Consider the following 19,099-nt stretch of genomic DNA (forward strand, 5'->3'; position numbering starts at 1 on the left):
TTGATGTCACGATTTATAGAAAAACTGGAAAAGGTCATTCTGCCCACCGTTGCGCTTAAGGGCTTTGTGTTGTTCCCCATGTTTTCCTCCAGCTTCGAGGTGTCCAACACCGTTGCATCAAAGGCGCTTGAAGCGGCGGCAAATTATAACAACCGCCTGTTCATCGTGTCCCACATGGATGCTTCAAAAGAGGAAAACGACATAAACAACCTTTACAGTGTAGGCGTTGTGGTAAAGCTTAAGCAGACCCTCAAAATGCCGGGTACGGGAACCGTCCGTGTGCTGGTAGAGGGAATAAGCCGAGGCGAGGCCATTGAATATACCGATTATAACGGCTATATTATGGCTGAGCTATATCAGAAAAACATTACTCTTGAGGATAAGGGCGGTATAAAAGGTGAGGCGCTGGTCTCCCGTGCCGTGACTGTTTTCTCGGATTACATAAAATTCATTCCCAAGCTTGCCAATGAGATAGTTGCAGGTGTTCAGACCATAACCGACCCGGGTATGCTTGCGGATTTCATTGCCGCAAATGTTTTAATCAAGTATCCTCTGAAACAGCAGATACTTGCCGAATTCAATCCCCTGCGCCGTCTTGAACTGTTGTGCGATCTTATGGAGCGCGAGCTGGAGGTAATGGCGATGGAAAGCCGTATCTCCAAAAAGACAAAAAAGAATATTGACAAGCATCAGCGCGAGTATTTCCTGCGCGAGCAGCTTAAGGTTATACATGACGAGCTGGCAAATCTCCACGGCAACCATCCGGAAGCCGACGGCGAGGATTCTGAGGGCGATGACGAAATTACCGAAATGGAACACCTTATCAGCAAGGCAAATCCTCCCATGGAGGTAAGGGTAAAGCTGGGTAAGGAGCTTAACAGACTTTCCAAAATGTCATTCGGCTCACCCGAAGCCAACGTTATACGTAATTATATTGAGGTTTGCTGTGAAATTCCCTGGGATAAAAAGACCAAGGACAGACTTGACATAAAAAAGGCACGCGAGATACTGGATGCCGATCATGACGGACTGGAAAAGGTCAAGGACAGAATAATTGAGTTTCTTGCGGTAAAACAGCTTTCTCCCGACCTTAAGGGTCAGATTATCTGTCTTGTAGGCCCGCCGGGTGTTGGTAAAACCTCTATCGGTGCATCCATTGCCCGTGCGCTTAAACGCAATTATACCCGAGTTTCTCTGGGCGGTGTGCGCGATGAGGCGGATATCCGCGGCCACAGAAAGACGTATATCGGTTCTATGCCGGGCAGAATTATCAATGCTATCACTAACGCCAAAAGCCTTAATCCGCTGATAATGCTGGATGAAATAGATAAGCTTACCCGCGATGCCCACGGTGACCCCGCTTCCGCATTGCTTGAGGTGCTGGACGGCGAGCAGAACCATTCCTTCCGCGACCACTTTGTGGAATTGCCCGTTGACCTTTCGGATTGTATGTTCATTGCTACCGCCAACGACCTTGACACCATACCGCGTCCGCTTCTGGACCGTATGGAAGTGATACACATTCCGTCGTATACTTTGGAAGAAAAGGTATCTATCGCAAAGCACCATCTTATCCCCAAGCAGCTTAAACGCCATGGGCTTACAAAACGCAGTCTGAAAATAAATGATGATGCTGTTCGTGAGATAATTGAGCACTACACCAAAGAGGCAGGCGTGCGTAATCTTGAAAGAGAAATTGCCCGTTTGTGCCGCCGTGTTGCCAAAAAGCTTATCGAAACCGGTGAAAAGAGCTGTAACATCCGTGCAGGCTGGGTAACCGAAGTACTGGAACGCCATAAATATAAAAAGGAAAATATGTCTGCTATACCTCTTGTAGGTGTGGTAAACGGACTTGCCTGGACCCAGCTGGGCGGTGAGCTTCTCAAGGCAGAGGTCATGACAATGCCCGGCAACGGTAAAATTGAGCTTACCGGCTCATTGGGCGACGTAATGAAGGAATCCGCAAAGCTTGCGGTTAGTTATATACGTTCCCGAAGTGACGAGCTGGGTATAAAGAACGCTGAGTTCTACAAAAACCGCGATATTCATATCCATTTTCCCGAGGGAGCAGTACCCAAGGACGGACCGTCGGCAGGTGTTACCATGATTTGTGCACTGGTGTCCGAATTGACAGGACGCGCCGTACGCAGTGAGGTTGCCATGACGGGTGAGATTTCTCTGCGCGGAAATGTGCTTCCCATCGGTGGTCTTCGCGAAAAGACCATGGCGGCATACACTAACGGTATCAAAACGGTTATAATACCTTACGACAATCTTGATGACCTCGACGAGGTTGACCCCGCTGTAAAGGAAAACATAACCTTTATTCCCGCACGCCATATTGATACCGTAATCGAAAATGCCCTGCTTCCCGCTGAAAATGATGCTGAAAGCGATACTGCAAATACCGTTTCCGATTCGGTGAGCGAAGCGGCAGAGGGAGTGCGCGTATGCTGAATCTTAACAATATAAATCTGGATATGACGGCAGGTCTGCCGTCCCAGCTTATAAAGAACGAAAAACCTCAGCTTGCGTTGTCCGGGCGTTCAAATGTGGGTAAATCCTCACTTATAAACAAGCTTCTCAACCGCAAATCCCTTGCGCGTGTCAGCGGTGAGCCGGGTAAGACCATAACGGTAAATTATTATAATGTAGATAATACCATGTATCTGGTAGACCTGCCGGGATACGGTTACGCCAAACGCTCGGCGGAGGACATAAAGAAATGGTCCGCACTGGTTGAGGGATATTTTGCTGAGAACCCGTCTCTTAAGTGCGTTATTCAGCTTATCGACCTTAAGGTCGGAATTACTAAGGATGATGCACAGATGCTGGATTGGCTGTACGAAACAAAAACCCCGTTTTTTATAGTTGCCACCAAGTATGACAAGCTTTCCAAAACCGCCGCTGCTCAGAATCTTGAAAAGATCAAGGATAACGAGCTGGTGCCGGATGATGTGGAAGTGATTCCCTTTTCTGCGCTGTCGGGCTACGGCAGACAGGAAATATGGGACTACATCAACGGCATACTGGGCTGAAATGAGGTAAAATATGAGCTTCACATTTGCACACACAAATTTCAATGTTGCAAATCTTGAAAAGTCCATAGCCTTTTACACTCAGGCACTGGGCTTTAAAAAAGTAAGGGAAATACAACCGCAGGACAAGTCTTTCACAATAGTTTTCATGAGCGATGAAAAAGGCACATATCAGCTTGAACTGACCTGTCTTGCCGACCATCCTCAGCCATATGATCTGGGTGAGGGTGAATTCCACCTTGCAGTGCATACCGATGATTACGATGCCGCCCACGAAATGCATAAAAAAATGGGCTGTATCTGCTTTGAAAATCCTGCCATGGGTATTTACTTCATAAGCGACCCCGACGGGTACTGGATTGAGATACTCAGAGCATAATTACACAAAAAAGGACACAGATTTGAAAATCTGTGTCCTTTCTGTCTTTTGTATCTTAATTCGCGGTAAAGCGTAGCTGAATAAACCAATTATCCCGCCTTTTTCACATGTCCTGACAGCAGGACAATGGCGGTGAGGTTGATAAATGCCATTATGCCGTTGGCAATGTCCGAAATATTCCATACCGCGTCGGCAGTGATGACGGCACCCAGAAAAACCGAACACGAAAATACAAAACGGTAAAGCATCGACAATCCGCGGCTTTTGCAGATAAAATCCAGCGCCGCCTGACCGTAGATATACCAGCAGAAAATGCTTGCCAACGCGAAGAAAACTATTGAAACACTCAAGAATATACCGCCCCACATGCCGTAGGCGCAGGTGAATGTATCGTAAACCATATCGGCGGGGTTTGTACTCCGAATACCGCTTGTAACAAGAGCCAAAGCAGTTATACCGCATACTGCCACTGTGTCTGCAAACACTTCAAAGACACCCCACACCGCTTGCTTTTGGGGAATATTTTCGTTAGAGGCGGCGTGAGCGGTAGGCGAAGAACCCATACCCGCTTCGTTGGAGAAAAGTCCCCGTGAAAAGCCGTAGCGCACGGCGTTTGACACAAAAAATCCCGTTACACCGCCACCTGCGGCAGTAAAATCAAAAGCCGAACAAAAAATTTCGCTGACCGCCGCAGGTATATTGCGGCGGTTTATTATTACTATACCCACCCCCAGAATTATATACATAACGGCCATCAGCGGTACGGTGACTGAGGATAGTTTACCAATGAAAGTTATACCACCGCTAATTACTGCCAGTGTAATCACGGCGCAAAATATACCGCTTATGCAGGGCGAAATTCCGAAGCTTCTGAAGGTATACTGAGATACGGCATTTGATTGAGCCATATTTCCCATACCAAACGAAGCAATTATACATACTGTGCAGAATATATAAGCCAAAAATGGTGATTTTAACCCGTTTTTTATGTAATACATGGCACCGCCGCCATTATCGGTTTTGAATTTGACTGCGAGAAATATTTCGGCGTATTTAATTGCCATTCCGAAAAAAGAGGCTATTATCATCCATAATACCGCCCCTGCGCCGCCACTAATGACGGCGGATGCCACACCAACTGTGTTTCCCACTCCGATTGTACCACCCAGAGCGGTTGCCATGGCGGAAAAGGGCTTTAGTCCGTTCGCATTGTTATTGCTTTTGAAAAAGCCCAGAGTGTTTGCGGTAATGTATTTTAAACTTGTTACGCTGAAAAAGCGAAGCTTGATTATAAAAAACAGCCCTATGACGGCAAATATCGCAGGGGTCGCAGGGCCCCATATCATGTCGGAAATACTTCTGATCAAGTGTTTTTCACCCCGTAAATAAAATCTGCTAAAATATATTGAAAAATCCCGATTAATATGCTATAATAGTATAAACAACTGTAAAACGAGGTAAAAAAATGGATAACAAGGTTCTTTTCCGCACAACAATGGGCGGTTTCAAAAAAGAAGACGTTATATCGTACATAGAAAAACTCAGCAGTGATACCAACCGTATGCTTGCCGAAAAAGACGATGAAATAAGGCAGTTGAAATCCCGTCTGGAAATTATCGAGAAGCATGTGGAAGTGGTGGAAAAAAAGTGCTCCGAGGCGGAACAAGCCGAGCAAATGGCAAAAGGCGAGGCACAGGAGGCAAAGAGGCAGGCAGATGATTATGCCGAAAAAATACAGCTTCTTGAGCTTGAAGTGCAGGATGCACTGACTAGGGCAGCTCAGCCTGCGGACGTTTTCGATACCGAGGAATATAAACAGCTTGAAGAAAAATACAATGCCGTTGTTGCCCGCAGTGCACAGCTTGAAAAACAGCTTGAAGGTTACAGGGACTTTGACGGTGTTCAGCGGGACCTGGGCACAATACTCATAAAAGCCGAAAAGAGTGCATCCGAAATTACTGCAAAAGCAAAAAATGACGCTCAGGCAATGATAGACGAGGCGGCGCGTGTGTCGGATGAAATTACCGAAAAACGCATAAAGGCATGCACTGCCATAGCTGATACCTTTGATAAGGGCAAAATCGCCATGGACGAGGCGCACTGCAATATCTGCCGACAGCTCGAAAACATAAAAGAGGCACTGGATGCATTTTACGGCTCGGTTGAAACGGGACGAAAGGCGGTTCATGAGTGCGTAAACTCTGTGAAAAGCGTGAACTGCAAGCCTTCGGGCGGATTTGTTAATGACAATAATAACTGAACGGAGAATAAATATGGATTGCTTATTTTGTAAGATAATAAAAGGCGAAATACCCTCTTCAAAGGTGTACGAGGACGATGTGATGTATGCTTTCAAGGATATAAATCCCCAGGCACCTGTGCATGTGCTGGTAATACCCAAGTCTCACATTCCTTCGCTTGACGGAATCAATGGCGAAAACAGTGCCGTTGTTGCAAAAATTTTTGAAAAGATACCGCAGATAGCAAAGAGTCTCGGACTTGAAAACGGATACAGACTTATTTCCAACTGCGGAGACGATGCTTGTCAGAGCGTTAAGCATCTGCATTTTCATATAGTCGGCGGCGCTAAGCTTTCCGAACAGATGGCATGACAAGATAACAGATAAATGCTGACTCATTTCAGACAAAGACCGCCGGCTTTCATTACGGCGGCTTTTGCTTTTTCGGTGGCGGTGTGCTATTTTGCCGGCACGATGAATATTGGTTTTGTCGGCAGAATACTCATTCTTGTCTGCATTGCCGCAGGAATTGTGTCTGTTGTTCTTTTACACCGTAAGCCGGTATATCTTGCACTTGTAACAGTGATGCTTGTATGTGTGGTCGCGTCGGTACATATTATGAAAGCAAATGCCGCACGAGAGGTGTATCTGCAAAGATATATCGGTAAAAATTTGAATATCGAGGGTATGGTTTACCGTTGCGATAACAGCGATGCAAGCCATATTGCCTATATCAGAGCAGACAGAGTTATGGGAGTAAGCGTGAAGCCGTTTAACATGGTAATCATAACCGATGCCGAGAAAAATGCTCCCACGCTTTACGACAGGGCAGTGTATAACGTGGATGTGCAAAGACCCGACAGCGGGCTTTACACACATTCTCAGGCGGATATATACCGTAGCCGAAGTGTATTTATTATGGGAAACGGAAGCTTTATAGCCGTGAAAAACACTGCCCGCGGGATATATTCTCTCTTGAAAACCGCACAGGATTTTCTCAAAAGCTGTATCGACCGTCTGTTCTACTCGGAGCTGTTCAAGGCTCTTATTACGGGAGACCGTAATGATTTGAGTGATTATGACCGGAATTTGTTTGCGCAGGCGGGGATATCTCATGTCCTGGCATTGTCCGGGCTTCATATTTCGATGATTCTTGCCTTTTTTCATAAGGGCTTCAATATACTCTCCGCCCCCAGAGCGGTGTACCACACAGGCGCGGTGCTTGTTGTGCTGTTCTATATGGCAATGACGGGTTTTTCATACTCGGTCACGAGGGCGGGAATAATGATGTTTTTCTTGGTGCTTTCGGTGGAGCTTTATAACAGATATGATGCTCTCAACGGACTTTGTACGGCACTTTTTGTCATACTTGCTTTTGACCCTTATGCCGTGGGGGATATGTCCTTTCAGCTTTCTTTTCTCGCCACGTTGGGAATAATAGTCATGGCATTGCCTTTTATAAAAAAGCTTGAAAAGAAAATGAATCCGGCAAAGCTCAGGCAGACTCCGTTTTTCAAAAGGATGGCTATGAATGCGGTGGGTATGATAGCTGTTTCGCTGACGGTTACATTTTCGGTTACGCTGTTCACTTTGCCTGTTATGATAATCGGATACGGGGATGCGGGTCTGGTGGCATTTTTATCCAATATTGTCGCTGTTCCGATGGCAGGCATTATTGTTACATCACTGCTTTTTTATATTATTCTTTCGCTTATTCACAGCGGTGCCGCATTACTTCTCGGCAAAGCTATTGACGGATTTACGGAGATTTTCTATAAGATTGTGCGTTTGTTCGCCGAAATAAGAATACCCGAGTATACGGTTGTTCCCGAGCTTGCAGATATTTTCGGTATAGTTCTTCTTTTGGCGCTGGTCATAATGGTGCTTTTCAATTCAAGATCCGTTTACTTTTTCATACCGTCGTTGCTTGCGATTGCATTGTGGACGGTGACACTTGGCATAGGTATGCGGGACGGTGTAAATGAGGTGCATTACCTCAACTATGCCGACACTCAGACTGTCATATTCAGAAAAGGCAACAGCGTGACCGTGTGTAACATGCGCGGCAATGATGCCTCTGCTGTCAAGGATTTCTGTGAGGAGTACAACATCGGGGTTATAGACAGGATTGTTGTTTCGGTACCGCAGGAGGATTATCGCAGGTATTTCGGTGCTATAATAGCCGACGGGATAGAAATAAAGAGTGTTCTTCACTGTCCGCTGTATAAAGATGAGCTTATTGTAAACAGATATAAAAAATATTTTAATTCTCATGCAATCGAATTTGAGTGCTTTGAGTATGGTACTGCGGTGAATACCCAAGACATAAGCTTTAAATTGACAGCTCAAAGCTTTTCCGATTATGTGCTTGAAGCGGATTTTTGCGGTAAAAGGCTTTATTTTTCAGTCAATATTTTTTCAAATAAGCTGTGCCCGATATATCCCGAGGGAGATATATGTGTGCTTTACGGCAGAGGATGGTACATACCGGATACTCACAGGATTGATTCTCGTATTATAATGGCACAGGAAATGATGCATCAACGCATTTCGGGTGCACGAAATTTATATAAAATACCCTACGCCGCCGGCTGCATTTTCAATTGGAGCGGCGAAAAAATATCAATGAGGAGCATCGGCTGATGGCTTTTAAAAAGGAAGTTAAGAACACTGCCTCGGACCTGAAAGAAAAATTGAAGCTCAACCCGTCCGGAACATACTTTTTCTTTGGCGGGGAGGAGTACTTGAAGGAATTTTACGCGGGCGAAATAAAAAAACTGCTTGATCCGTCCATGGCGGATATGAACTACAACAGAATATATGCCGAGGACGTGAGTGAGGCGACCTTTGAACGTATTATGGACGATATTTGCACTCCGCCCATGATGTCGGAATACAGAGTAACCCTTGTGCGTGGGCTTGAGGTATTGAAGCTGAAGGAAGAAAAGCTTTCGCTTCTTTCAAATCTTGTCAACGCGGCAACAGGTGGGAATATTCTCATAATCCTGTGTTCTGCCGACGAGTATATTCTTGATTCCAAAACAAAATACGGCAAGATTTGCACCTTCCTTAAGGAAAACACATTTTATATGGAGTGTGAAAAGCAGAGCGAGACAAAGCTTCTTCCCTGGATAGACCGCCATTTTGCCGTGGATAAATTACGCATTGCCGACATAGATTCCCGCCATCTGATTTCGCTGTGTAACGGAAGTATGACGGTGCTGGACAGCGAGATAAAAAAGCTGTCGGCGTTTTGTCTGCGCGAGGGTGTTGAGCAGGTCACCAGAGAAATAATTGACGATATGGTGTTTGACCGCGCGGAGTACGATATGTACGACATAGGAAACCGCATCATGGCATGCGACCGTCAGGGAACGATGAGAATATATTACAGCCTCAAGCGTCAGCAGACTCCTCCCATGGTGCTTATAGCGGGAATTTCACGTGCCATTGCGGGCAGTATGATAGTTGAAAGCGGCTCGGCGTCGGGTGCGACGGCAGAGGATATAGAAAAAGCAAGCGGTATGAAGTCATGGCAGCAGTCAAAGGTATACCGCGGCAAGTTCCCGCGCAGTGTTTATCTGGAAGCTATGGAAATGTGTCTTGAAGCAGATTTAAAACTGAAATCCACCAAAAACGATGAGGACGTAATGTGTGAAACGCTTATAATCAGACTTCTGGAGCTTTTCGCACCCAAAAAGGCATAATGATGTATCTTGATAAGCCTGTTATAGTAGAGGGCAAGTATGATAAAATAAAGCTTTCCTCGGTTATTTCCTCGCCCATAATAACCACCGACGGATTTAATCTTTTCAATAATGCCGAAAAATCCGCTCTTATCAGAAAGCTGGCGCAAAACGGCGGTGTGATAGTAATAACCGACAGCGACGGTGCGGGAAAGGTTATACGCGGTAAGATTAAGAATATTGCCGCGGGCTGTCCCGTTGAAAACATATATATTCCGCAGATCAAGGGTAAGGAAAAGCGCAAGACTCATGCCTCCAGGGAGGGCTATCTGGGTGTCGAGGGCATGGATACCGTACTGCTGGAAAGCCTTTTGCAAAAGTATATTTCAAAGAGCGGGAAAGACGGCAGAATGCTTACCAAAACCGACCTGTATGAGTTGGGGCTGAGCGGGGGAGAAAACTCCAAAAATCTGCGCTGTATGGTATGCCGTGAGCTGGATTTGCCACATGATATGAGCGCCAACGCGCTTATGGAGGCGGCAAACCTTTTGTACTCTTACGAATTGTTTATACAAACGGTAAAAAAAGTGTTAACATCGATTGACAACCGCTGAAATTTGTGGTACAATAACATGATAGAATACTATCCGTTTTGAAAGGTAATAATATATATGCTTAAAAGTATGACGGGCTACGGACGCGCCCGTAAGGAAATTTCGGGATATGACGTGTGCGTGGAGATACGCTCGGTCAATAACCGTTATCTTGATGTGAATGTACGGTGCCCGAGAGCTTACGGCTTTCTTGAAGATAAGCTGAAAAAGCTTCTGGGTGAATATACTACACGCGGCAAGGCGGATATTTTTGTTACGGTGGACAAAATATCGGGAAGCGGTGCGGCGGTTACTTATGATAGGGATTTGCTGGAAAGCTATCTGGGTGTGCTGCGTGAAATTCAGAATAACTACTCTCTGCGTGATGATATAAGCGTCTCAAGCGTTGCACAGTACCGCGACATCTTCAACCAGACCAAGGAGGAAGAGGACGACGAGGCGGTGCGCGAGGCGGTGCTTGCTACCGCAAAGGAAGCCTTTGAGGACTACAACGCAATGCGTGCGGCAGAGGGTGAGCGTCTGTGCCAAAACATGCTCGAAAAGCTTGATTTTATAGAGCAAAAGCGTGTTGAGGTTGAAAAGCTTGCTCCCAACGCGGTCAATGCGTACCGTGAAAAGCTGACCGAAAAGATAACCGAGCTTGTGGGTGCGGCAAATATAGACCCTGCCAGAATACTTACCGAGGCGGCAATTTTTGCCGACAGAGTTGCTACCGACGAAGAAACAACACGCCTTTCCAGCCATATAAAGCAGTTTAAGGCAATACTTTCGGGTAAGGAGCCCTCGGGACGAAAGCTGGATTTTCTTACACAGGAGCTTAACCGTGAGATAAATACCATCGGCTCAAAGGCGAATGACATTGAAATTTCACAGATAGTTGTGGATGTAAAGAGCGAAATCGAAAAAATACGCGAGCAGATTCAGAATGTGGAATAAGGTAAAGATATGAGAATGATAAGCATAGGCTTCGGAAATCTTGTCTCGGCAGAGCGAATTGTGTCGGTCATAACTCCTGACTCAGCGCCTCTGAAAAGACTTGTTCAGGATGCCAAGGACAGCGGACGTGCGGTGGATGCCACCTGCGGACGCAAAACACGCGCAGTTATTATCACTGACAGCGAGCACGTTATACTTTCCGCACTCAGCGCAGAAACGGTAGTTGAGCGTATTGAGGGCACTTCCTCAAAGCCCACCTCGGAGGTGCAGGCATGAGTAAGATAATCGTAGTGTCGGGCGCCGCGGGAAGCGGAAAGGGCACGGTGCTTAAAGAGGTTTTTGCCATGTCGGAAAAAATCCGCCTGTCGGTTTCCTGCACTACCCGTAAAATGCGACCCGGCGAACAGCACGGAGTTAATTATTACTATATCAGCGAAGAAGAATTCAGGGACCGCCTTGAAAAAGGGGATTTTATTGAGCATATAGAGTACTGCGGAAATATGTACGGCACATCCCGTTCTTATGTTGAAAAAATGCGTGACGAGGGATGCGATGTGGTGCTTGAAATAGAAACCGTGGGTGCCCACAATGTTATGAAGTATTTTCCCGACTGCATATCAATATTTCTTGCTCCCCCTACATACACTGTACTGGAGCAGCGTCTGCGTGACCGCGGAACGGAAACGGAGCAGAAAATAACCGAAAGGCTGGAGCGCTCAAAAGAGGAATTACCCACTGCGGTGGATTACGATTACCTTGTTATTAACCGCGACGGCGGTATAATGCAGGCGGCGCAGGCAGTTTTCGATGCTGTGAACGGCTGTGCCCGTGAGAGCGATATAATGTTCAGCGACAAAACAAAAATAAAAGAATTTATAAACACGTTTCTTAATAACTAGGAGGAAATAATACATGATTTATCCGTCTATTGATGAACTTTCCAAAAATCGTTACAATCGCTATATGCTTTGCATTGCTACCGCAAAGTGTGCAAGAAGTGTTACCGAAAGATACTGCGAGCAGAAAGAGGAAGCGATACGCACCAAGGATGATAAGCAGCTTACCAAGCTGGTATCTAACACCGAAAAGCCCGTAAAGACTGCTATAAATCTGCTTCATGCCGATAAATATAAGGTAATTCTCTCCGGCGAAAAGAAAACCGAAGAAACAGCCCATGAAGAATAATACCTTTTATAAGGTGGGTGTGTATATACTGGATCAGGTATATACCGCCGATATTGCATATACTTATAAAGCCTCCTCCGAAAAAGCCACGGGTATCTTTGCGGGTACTCTTGTAGGGTTGCCCTTCGGTGGAGGCAATCGTCTTGTTTACGGCATCGCAATAAACCGTCCCGTTGATGAAATTCCGCCGGAAGAACAGTCAAAATACAAGGAAATAGAGGCTGTTGTGGACAGCCGTTATGCACTTACCGAGGAAATGATGGGGCTTTGTGCTTACATCAAACAGCAGGTGCTTTGCACCTTTGGTGAGGCGGCAGCTCTGTGTCTTCCCAAGGGGCTTGAAATCAAAACCGAGGAGTTTTATACCAAGGGCGAAAGGTATCATAAATTCAGCGAATATCTGTGTACCGTTGCCGACCCGTCGGAGTTCAAGGAGCTTTCGGCGCTTTTTGAGGAGCTGGAAAACAAGGGCGATGCGATATGCGAAAGCTCTGCCGTTTCGTCGGCGGTAAGCAAAAAGATTGTTAAAAAGAACACTCGTCTTGTTTACAATGTCAACGAACGAACCGAAAAGCACGTAAAGCTCATTTCACCCGAAATTGCCGATAAAATACTCGGAAAAACCACCCGAAAAAATCACGATAAGTACGAAAAGGTGGTAAATTATCTGAAAAACGCAGAAAATAACAGTGCACGTATCGGGCTTCTTTCGGCAATTTACAGCGTACCGCCCAGTGTTTTTTCCACACTGGAAAAGAACTGTGCAGTCAGTATTTACCGTCAGCCTCTTTACCGTGATGCATCGGTTAACTATTCCTGTGAGCCGTCGGGCAAAAGCTTCAATCTTTCACCTGCACAAAAAACGGCGTACGATGCACTGGAAGCGCTTTATGACAGCGGTGAGGCGAAGGCGGCATTGCTTTATGGTGTTACGGGAAGCGGAAAAACGGGCGTTATACTGAATCTGTGCGATAAAGCTCTGTCAGAAGGCAAAAGTGTTATATATCTTGTGCCCGAGATTTCCCTTACAGGTCAGACCGCACGGCTTATGTTCGAGCGTTACGGCGACAAAGTTGCTATAATGCATTCCGCACTTTCTCAGGGCGAAAGACATGACGCGTGGTGTGCTGTCAAAAACGGAGAAAAAAGGATAATACTGGGTACACGCTCAGCAATATTTATGCCCTGCCGTGACCTTGGACTGATTGTTATAGATGAGGAGCAGGATGACAGCTATAAGTCGGATACTGCCCCTAAATACCATACCCGTGATATTGCCCGTTTTCGCTGTGCATCAAATAAGGCACTTATGCTTCTTGCCTCGGCAACGCCCTCGGTGGAAAGCTTTTACAAGGCGCAGGAGGGGATATATTCTCTTGTCCGCCTTGATGAAAGATATGGCGATGCGGTACTGCCCGATGTTATAATCCAGGATATACGTGAGGATTTGGAGGAAAAACCCGACAGGCTTATCGGAAAACGTCTGCGTGAGGAGCTTGAAAAAAATCTCAATGACTCAAAGCAGTCGGTGCTTTTTATCAACCGACGGGGCTTTAACAGCTTTATTTCCTGCTCTTCCTGCGGAGAGGCGGTGAAATGCCCCAACTGCAGTGTTACACTGACGGTGCACGGCAACTCAAAGCAGAAGCTTATGTGCCATTACTGCGGATATACATTGCCCTATCCCAAGGAATGCCCTTCCTGCGGCTCACCTCATCTCAGCCGTCACGGAAGCGGCACGGAAAAGCTGGAGGCGGAGCTTCATGAGCTGTTTCCCGCGGCGCGTGTGGTACGAATGGATGCGGACAGTACCTCGGAGAAGAATTCGCATCAGCGTATTCTGGGCGAATTCGGAGAGGGCGGTGCGGATATACTCATTGGAACGCAGATGGTGGCTAAGGGACATGATTTTCCTGCTGTTACGCTGGTGGGTGTAATACTTGCGGAAAATTCTCTTTACATTTCCGACTTCCGTGCCAACGAACGCACCTTCAGCCTGCTCACCCAGGTAATAGGACGTGCAGGCAGAGGAAGCGACAAAGGCAGAGCGGTGATACAGACGCTTGTTCCGCTTCATGAGATTTTTCCGCTTGCGGCACAGCAGGATTACGATGAGTTTTATAAAGGGGAAATTGCCGTACGCCGTGCGGTGGGCTTTCCGCCGGTGTGCGATCTTTGCGTCGTCACACTGCACTCATCAAACGAATCTCAGCTTTTGAAGGACTGCGCAAAGCTGGAAAAATATTTATCCTCGGAGCTTGAAAAATCGGATTGCAAAATGATGGTTTTCGGTCCCATGGATGCCCCGATATACAAAATGCGAAACATTTACCGACGCCGTTTTATAATAAAATTCAAGAACAACAAGAACTCAAGAGAATTGTTCAACAAAATTTTAATGACGTTCACAAAGACTTTAAATAAAGATGTTAAACTGACATTGGATATAAATCCCACGGTAATATAATGAATTTAATAACTGAAAGGTATACATTATGGCAATACTTACAATAGTAAAAGAGGGCGACGATATACTCCGTAAAAAATCCCGCCCCGTAGAGGAAATAACTCCCAGAATAATAACCCTGCTCAACGATATGTACGAAACTCTTACCGATGTGGGAGGTGCTGGTCTTGCGGCAGTACAGGTGGGTGTATTAAGACGTCTTTTTATCGTCATTGACGAGGACGGAAAGCTTTATGAGCTTATAAACCCTGAAATAGTTTCTGCGGAAGGTAAGCAGGAGGAGATGGAAGGCTGTCTTTCTCTGCCGGGCAAATGGGGATATACCGAGCGCCCCGCAAAGGTTACCATACGCGGACTGGACAGAAACGGTGTTATGCAGACCTACACCGGTGAGGGACTTCTTGCCCGCGCATTCTGCCATGAAAACGACCATCTTGACGGCATAATTTACACCGACAAGGCAACCCATATGCTCACTCAGGAGGAGCTGGAGGAATTGGAAGCCGAGCAAAACCGCGAAGAACGCCGTGCAAGACGTCTGAGAAAGCATGGAAGGAATGATTGATTTGAATATACTTTTTATGGGTACGCCCGATTTTGCTTCCGCTTCTCTGGAAGCCATAGCACAGCGTTATTCGGCGCAAAATACCGTAACGGTTGTCACCTCTCCCGACAAGCCCAGAGGACGCTCCATGAAAATGTCCTTTTCGGCGGTAAAGGAGTCTGCGCTGAAACTGGGAATTGAGGTGTTTCAGCCCGAAAACCTTAAAAAAGAGAATTTTGAAGAAACGCTCAACACCCTTAATCCCGATATTATCGTTGTAGCGGCTTACGGAAAGATACTGCCCGAATATGTTTTGAATTACCCCAAATACGGTTGTATCAATGTTCACGCATCTCTTTTGCCCGAGTACCGCGGTGCCGCTCCCATAAACCGCTGTATCATAGACGGAAAAACACAAACGGGAATTACCATCATGAAGATGGAAAAGGGACTTGATACGGGTGATATATTAATGGCTGAAAGCACTCCCATAGGCGAGGACGAAAATGTGGGACAGCTTTTTGACCGCCTTACAGAGATGGGTGCAAGAATGGCGGTTCAAGCCATCGAAAAGCTTGTTAACGGTGAGCTTACCCCGGTAAAGCAGGACGATGCTCTTGCAACCTACGCCGCAAAGCTTGATACCGAAACCCAAACAATAGATTTTTCCCGCGATACCGTAAGTATACGCAATCTTATAAGGGGGCTCAGCCCCTATCCTGCCGCTCTCACAAAGCATGAACAGAGCGGTAAAATAGTAAAAATATTCTCCGCACGTATAAGTGATGAAAAATACCCCGATGCGGTTTTTGGAGAGATTGTGTCTCTTAACAAATCGGTGGGGGTCAAGTGCGGTGACGGAGTTCTTCTTGTGGATGAGCTTGCCATGGAGGGCTCCAAACGCATGAGCGCCGTGGATTTCATCAACGGAAGAAAGGTTTTGAAAGGGGACAGATTTATCTAAATGCCGTTCTTTTATATGGACTACTGGTATGTTATACTTGTTATTCCCGCAGTGATATTTTCTCTTATTGCTCAGGGAATGGTAACATCTACTTTCAACAAATATTCGAAAATTATGGGCAGACGCGGTATTACGGGTGCGGATGCCGCACGCAGAATACTGGATGCCAACGGTTTAAGACACATCCGCATAGAGCCGGTCAGCGGAAATCTCACTGACCACTTTGACCCAAAGGCAGGAGTAATCCGCCTTTCCGAAAGCGTGTACGGCTCCACCTCGGTGGCGGCGATAGGAGTTGCATCCCACGAGGCGGGTCATGCTGTTCAGCACGGTGTGGGATATTTTCCCATAAAGGTGCGTACCGCTATTGTTCCTATTTGCAATATCGGTTCAAATCTTGCAATGCCTCTTGTGATACTGGGGCTTTTACTCAGCTTCGAGGGGCTTGCAATGCTGGGCGTTATGCTTTTCGGACTTGCGGTAGTGTTTCAGCTTGTTACACTCCCCGTTGAGTTCAATGCCAGCCGGAGGGCGCTGAAAATAATAGATGACACCGGTATGCTGGACGACAGTGAGCTTAAAGGCTCCAAAAAGGTGCTTACCGCCGCGGCTATGACATATGTTGCGGCAATGGCGGTTGCGCTGGCTAACTTTTTAAGACTTTTATTCATTGTTACGGGACGGAGCAGAAGAGACTGATGGCTGAACAGATAACTGCACGCAGATTGGCATTTCACTCACTTCTGAAATGCCACAGAGATAAAAAATATTCAAATATCGAGCTTGACAGCGTAATCAGCAAAAATAAGCTTGATCCGCGTGAGCGTGCGCTTCTTACCGCATTGGTTTACGGCGTTATCGAAAAGCGCATAACGCTGGATTTTATAATTTCCCGTCTTTCTTCAAGACCTCTTGATGACATTGTTCCTGCGGTAATGACGGCACTTGAAATGGGTATTTATCAGATACTTTATTTTGACCGCGTGCCGGACAGTGCCGCTTGCAACGAAAGTGTGGAAATAGCAAAAAAGACGGCAGGAAACGGCGCGGCTAATTTTGTAAACGCACTGCTTCGCGAAACGGTGCGCCGTAAGGACAGTATTTTTTCTCTTTTCGACGGACTTGAAGAAAACGAGCGCATGAGTGTGGAGTATTCGGTTCCCGTGTGGATGGTGAAGCTTTTCACAAATTGCTACGGCAGAGAAAAAGCGGTGGAAATACTTCAGGCGTTCGGCGGTAAGTCGTACATGACACTTCATGCAAACACGCTTAAAATCACCCCCCAACAGCTTACCCAAAGGCTTGAAGCCGACGGGATAAAGGCGGTTTGCCGTGAGGATGTAAAAAGCGCCGTTGAGCTTATGCAGAATGTTCCCATTACCGCACTTTCGGGCTATGAGGGACTTTACTTTATTCAGGATGCAGCAAGTCAGCTTGCGGTGCAAAAGCTGGGTGCAAAGCCGGGGGACACAATAATAGACTGTTGTGCCTGCCCGGGCGGAAAGAGCATTGCCTGCGCACTGGATATGAATAACAGCGGAAAAATATTATCCATGGACTTGCACAAAAACAAGCTTTCACTTATCGAAAAAAGCGCAGGTCTTATGGGAGTAGACATCATAACAACTCTTGAACACGACGGCACACAGCCACTTGACGAATATATCGGCAAGGCTGATAAGGTAGTGTGCGACGTGCCCTGCTCGGGACTTGGTGTCGTACATAAAAAGCCCGATATACGCCATAAATCTCCCGAGGATATAGCACGCCTTCCTCAGACGCAAAAGAAAATTCTTGCCGCTTCGGCGCAGTATCTTAAAGTCGGCGGACGTCTCCTTTATTCTACCTGCACGCTGAATAAGGCGGAGAATGAGGATATAACGGATGAGTTTTTAAGCGAAAGCCCCTCATTTAAAAGAATTTTCAGCACCACTTTGTTCCCTGTGCTTAAGGATGAGATGGTGCAAAACGATGGATTTTATATAGATGTACTTGAAAGGGTTATGTGACTTTATGGATTGCCGTAAGGACATAAAAAGCCTTCTGCTCAGTGAATTGCAGGAGGATTTTATCAGTCAAAAAATTGAGAAGTACCGTGCGGCACAGGTTTATTCCTGGCTGTATAAGGGCGTGGATGATTTTGACGATATGAAAAATCTTCCGGTGACGCTTCGCCAAAAGCTGGATGAAAACTATTATATAGAAAAGCTTACCGTCAAAAAAAAGCTGGTGTCAAAAATAGACGGCACCACAAAGTTCCTTTTTGAAACACGCGACGGAGAGCATGTTGAAAGTGTCCTGATGCATTATGAGCACGGGGATTCGGCTTGCATATCCACACAGATAGGCTGTAAAATGGGTTGTACCTTCTGTGCCTCCAGCCATCTGGGCTTTGCCCGAAATCTGACACCGTCGGAAATGCTCAGCCAGATAGATATGATAAGCCGTGAGTGTAACTGCCGTGTGTCAAATGTTGTGCTGATGGGAATAGGCGAGCCGCTGGACAATTACGATAATGTGATAAAGTTTCTCAGATTGCTTAATGCTCCCGAGGGTTTTAATATAGGTTACCGTCACATTTCGCTTTCAACCTGCGGACTTTGTGAAAAAATAGGACAACTGGCAGAGGAAAAGATGCCGCTTACCCTTTCAATTTCACTTCATGCCCCCTTTGACGAAATGCGTACAAAAATGATGCCTGTCAACAAGAAATATAACATAAACAAGCTTATGGATGCCTGTCGCAGCTACCTTGAGGTAACAGGACGGCGGATTTCCTTTGAATACGCACTGATAGGCGGAGTTAACGACAGTGCCGAGTGCGCCGAAAAGCTGGCATCATTACTTAAGGGCATGCTTTGCCATGTAAACCTCATACCCGTCAACACCGTCAAGGAAAGCGGATATGTAAGCAGTACAAATCAGAAAGAATTTATTTCCGTTTTGGAAAAACGCGGTATAAACGTTACCGTGAGGCGCAGAATGGGCGCCGATATAGAGGCCGCGTGCGGTCAGCTGAGAAGGAAAACGGAGGGTTAATATAAAA

At 46.3% G+C, this 19,099-nt stretch carries 19 protein-coding genes; 18 read left to right on the forward strand and 1 reads right to left on the reverse strand.

Annotated elements, in window-relative coordinates; genetic code table 11:
* Positions 1-3: 3 nt before the first annotated feature.
* From lon to E7588_08090, 3 genes are read left to right on the forward strand one after another with little or no spacing between them, the layout of a single operon-like run.
* Positions 4-2,457 carry an endopeptidase La gene (gene lon / locus E7588_08080; protein ID MBE6689212.1) on the forward strand — a complete coding sequence of 818 codons (2,454 nt, stop codon included), beginning with the start codon at positions 4-6 and terminating at the stop codon, positions 2,455-2,457.
* On the forward strand, positions 2,451-3,038 hold the full coding sequence (locus tag E7588_08085) for a YihA family ribosome biogenesis GTP-binding protein (GenBank protein MBE6689213.1): 588 nt from the start codon (positions 2,451-2,453) through the stop codon (positions 3,036-3,038). The genes lon and E7588_08085 overlap by 7 nt, the downstream gene beginning before the upstream one ends.
* A gap of 13 nt (positions 3,039-3,051) precedes the next feature.
* The gene (locus E7588_08090; protein ID MBE6689214.1) at positions 3,052-3,417 is read left to right on the forward strand and encodes a lactoylglutathione lyase; all 366 of its coding nucleotides are present in this window, start codon (positions 3,052-3,054) and stop codon (positions 3,415-3,417) included.
* Between the two features lie 89 nt (positions 3,418-3,506).
* Here E7588_08090 and E7588_08095 read toward each other — a convergent pair whose 3' ends face one another.
* Positions 3,507-4,784, reverse strand: coding sequence for a sodium:alanine symporter family protein (locus E7588_08095; GenBank protein MBE6689215.1), 1,278 nt, complete (start codon positions 4,782-4,784; stop codon positions 3,507-3,509).
* 98 nt (positions 4,785-4,882) lie between these two features.
* Between E7588_08095 and E7588_08100 the strand changes: the two genes are divergently transcribed.
* From E7588_08100 to rlmN, 15 genes are read left to right on the forward strand one after another with little or no spacing between them, the layout of a single operon-like run.
* The gene (locus tag E7588_08100; protein ID MBE6689216.1) at positions 4,883-5,677 is read left to right on the forward strand and encodes a hypothetical protein; all 795 of its coding nucleotides are present in this window, start codon (positions 4,883-4,885) and stop codon (positions 5,675-5,677) included.
* A 13-nt stretch (positions 5,678-5,690) separates the two neighbouring features.
* Positions 5,691-6,029, forward strand: a complete 339-nt coding sequence (locus tag E7588_08105; protein ID MBE6689217.1) for a histidine triad nucleotide-binding protein — start codon at positions 5,691-5,693, stop codon at positions 6,027-6,029.
* A gap of 15 nt (positions 6,030-6,044) precedes the next feature.
* Positions 6,045-8,300 carry a ComEC/Rec2 family competence protein gene (locus E7588_08110; protein ID MBE6689218.1) on the forward strand — a complete coding sequence of 752 codons (2,256 nt, stop codon included), beginning with the start codon at positions 6,045-6,047 and terminating at the stop codon, positions 8,298-8,300.
* On the forward strand, positions 8,300-9,364 hold the full coding sequence (locus E7588_08115; protein ID MBE6689219.1) for a hypothetical protein: 1,065 nt from the start codon (positions 8,300-8,302) through the stop codon (positions 9,362-9,364). The genes E7588_08110 and E7588_08115 overlap by 1 nt, the downstream gene beginning before the upstream one ends.
* Positions 9,364-9,957, forward strand: a complete 594-nt coding sequence (locus E7588_08120; GenBank protein MBE6689220.1) for a DUF4093 domain-containing protein — start codon at positions 9,364-9,366, stop codon at positions 9,955-9,957. The genes E7588_08115 and E7588_08120 overlap by 1 nt, the downstream gene beginning before the upstream one ends.
* A 57-nt stretch (positions 9,958-10,014) precedes the next feature.
* Complete coding sequence (locus E7588_08125) at positions 10,015-10,893, forward strand: YicC family protein (GenBank protein ID MBE6689221.1); 879 nt, start codon at positions 10,015-10,017, stop codon at positions 10,891-10,893.
* 9 nt (positions 10,894-10,902) lie between these two features.
* Positions 10,903-11,169, forward strand: a complete 267-nt coding sequence (locus tag E7588_08130; protein ID MBE6689222.1) for a DUF370 domain-containing protein — start codon at positions 10,903-10,905, stop codon at positions 11,167-11,169.
* A complete protein-coding gene (locus E7588_08135) occupies positions 11,166-11,792 on the forward strand; it encodes a guanylate kinase (GenBank protein MBE6689223.1) in 627 nt (208 codons plus the stop codon). Before E7588_08130 ends, E7588_08135 begins: the two co-directional genes overlap by 4 nt.
* A 13-nt stretch (positions 11,793-11,805) precedes the next feature.
* The gene (locus E7588_08140; GenBank protein ID MBE6689224.1) at positions 11,806-12,078 is read left to right on the forward strand and encodes a hypothetical protein; all 273 of its coding nucleotides are present in this window, start codon (positions 11,806-11,808) and stop codon (positions 12,076-12,078) included.
* Positions 12,068-14,545, forward strand: a complete 2,478-nt coding sequence (gene priA / locus E7588_08145; GenBank protein MBE6689225.1) for a primosomal protein N' — start codon at positions 12,068-12,070, stop codon at positions 14,543-14,545. Before E7588_08140 ends, priA begins: the two co-directional genes overlap by 11 nt.
* A 28-nt stretch (positions 14,546-14,573) precedes the next feature.
* The gene (gene def, locus E7588_08150; protein MBE6689226.1) at positions 14,574-15,110 is read left to right on the forward strand and encodes a peptide deformylase; all 537 of its coding nucleotides are present in this window, start codon (positions 14,574-14,576) and stop codon (positions 15,108-15,110) included.
* 1 nt (position 15,111) lies between these two features.
* On the forward strand, positions 15,112-16,053 hold the full coding sequence (locus tag E7588_08155; protein MBE6689227.1) for a methionyl-tRNA formyltransferase: 942 nt from the start codon (positions 15,112-15,114) through the stop codon (positions 16,051-16,053).
* Entirely contained in the window at positions 16,054-16,752 is a 699-nt protein-coding gene (locus E7588_08160) for a zinc metallopeptidase (protein MBE6689228.1), read from the forward strand.
* A complete protein-coding gene (gene rsmB, locus E7588_08165) occupies positions 16,752-18,062 on the forward strand; it encodes a 16S rRNA (cytosine(967)-C(5))-methyltransferase RsmB (protein MBE6689229.1) in 1,311 nt (436 codons plus the stop codon). Before E7588_08160 ends, rsmB begins: the two co-directional genes overlap by 1 nt.
* Before the next feature lie 4 nt (positions 18,063-18,066).
* Positions 18,067-19,092, forward strand: coding sequence for a 23S rRNA (adenine(2503)-C(2))-methyltransferase RlmN (gene rlmN, locus E7588_08170; protein ID MBE6689230.1), 1,026 nt, complete (start codon positions 18,067-18,069; stop codon positions 19,090-19,092).
* Positions 19,093-19,099 lie beyond the last annotated feature (7 nt).

This window comes from Oscillospiraceae bacterium (assembly GCA_015065085.1).
Classification (GTDB): Bacteria; Bacillota; Clostridia; order Oscillospirales; family SIG627; genus SIG627.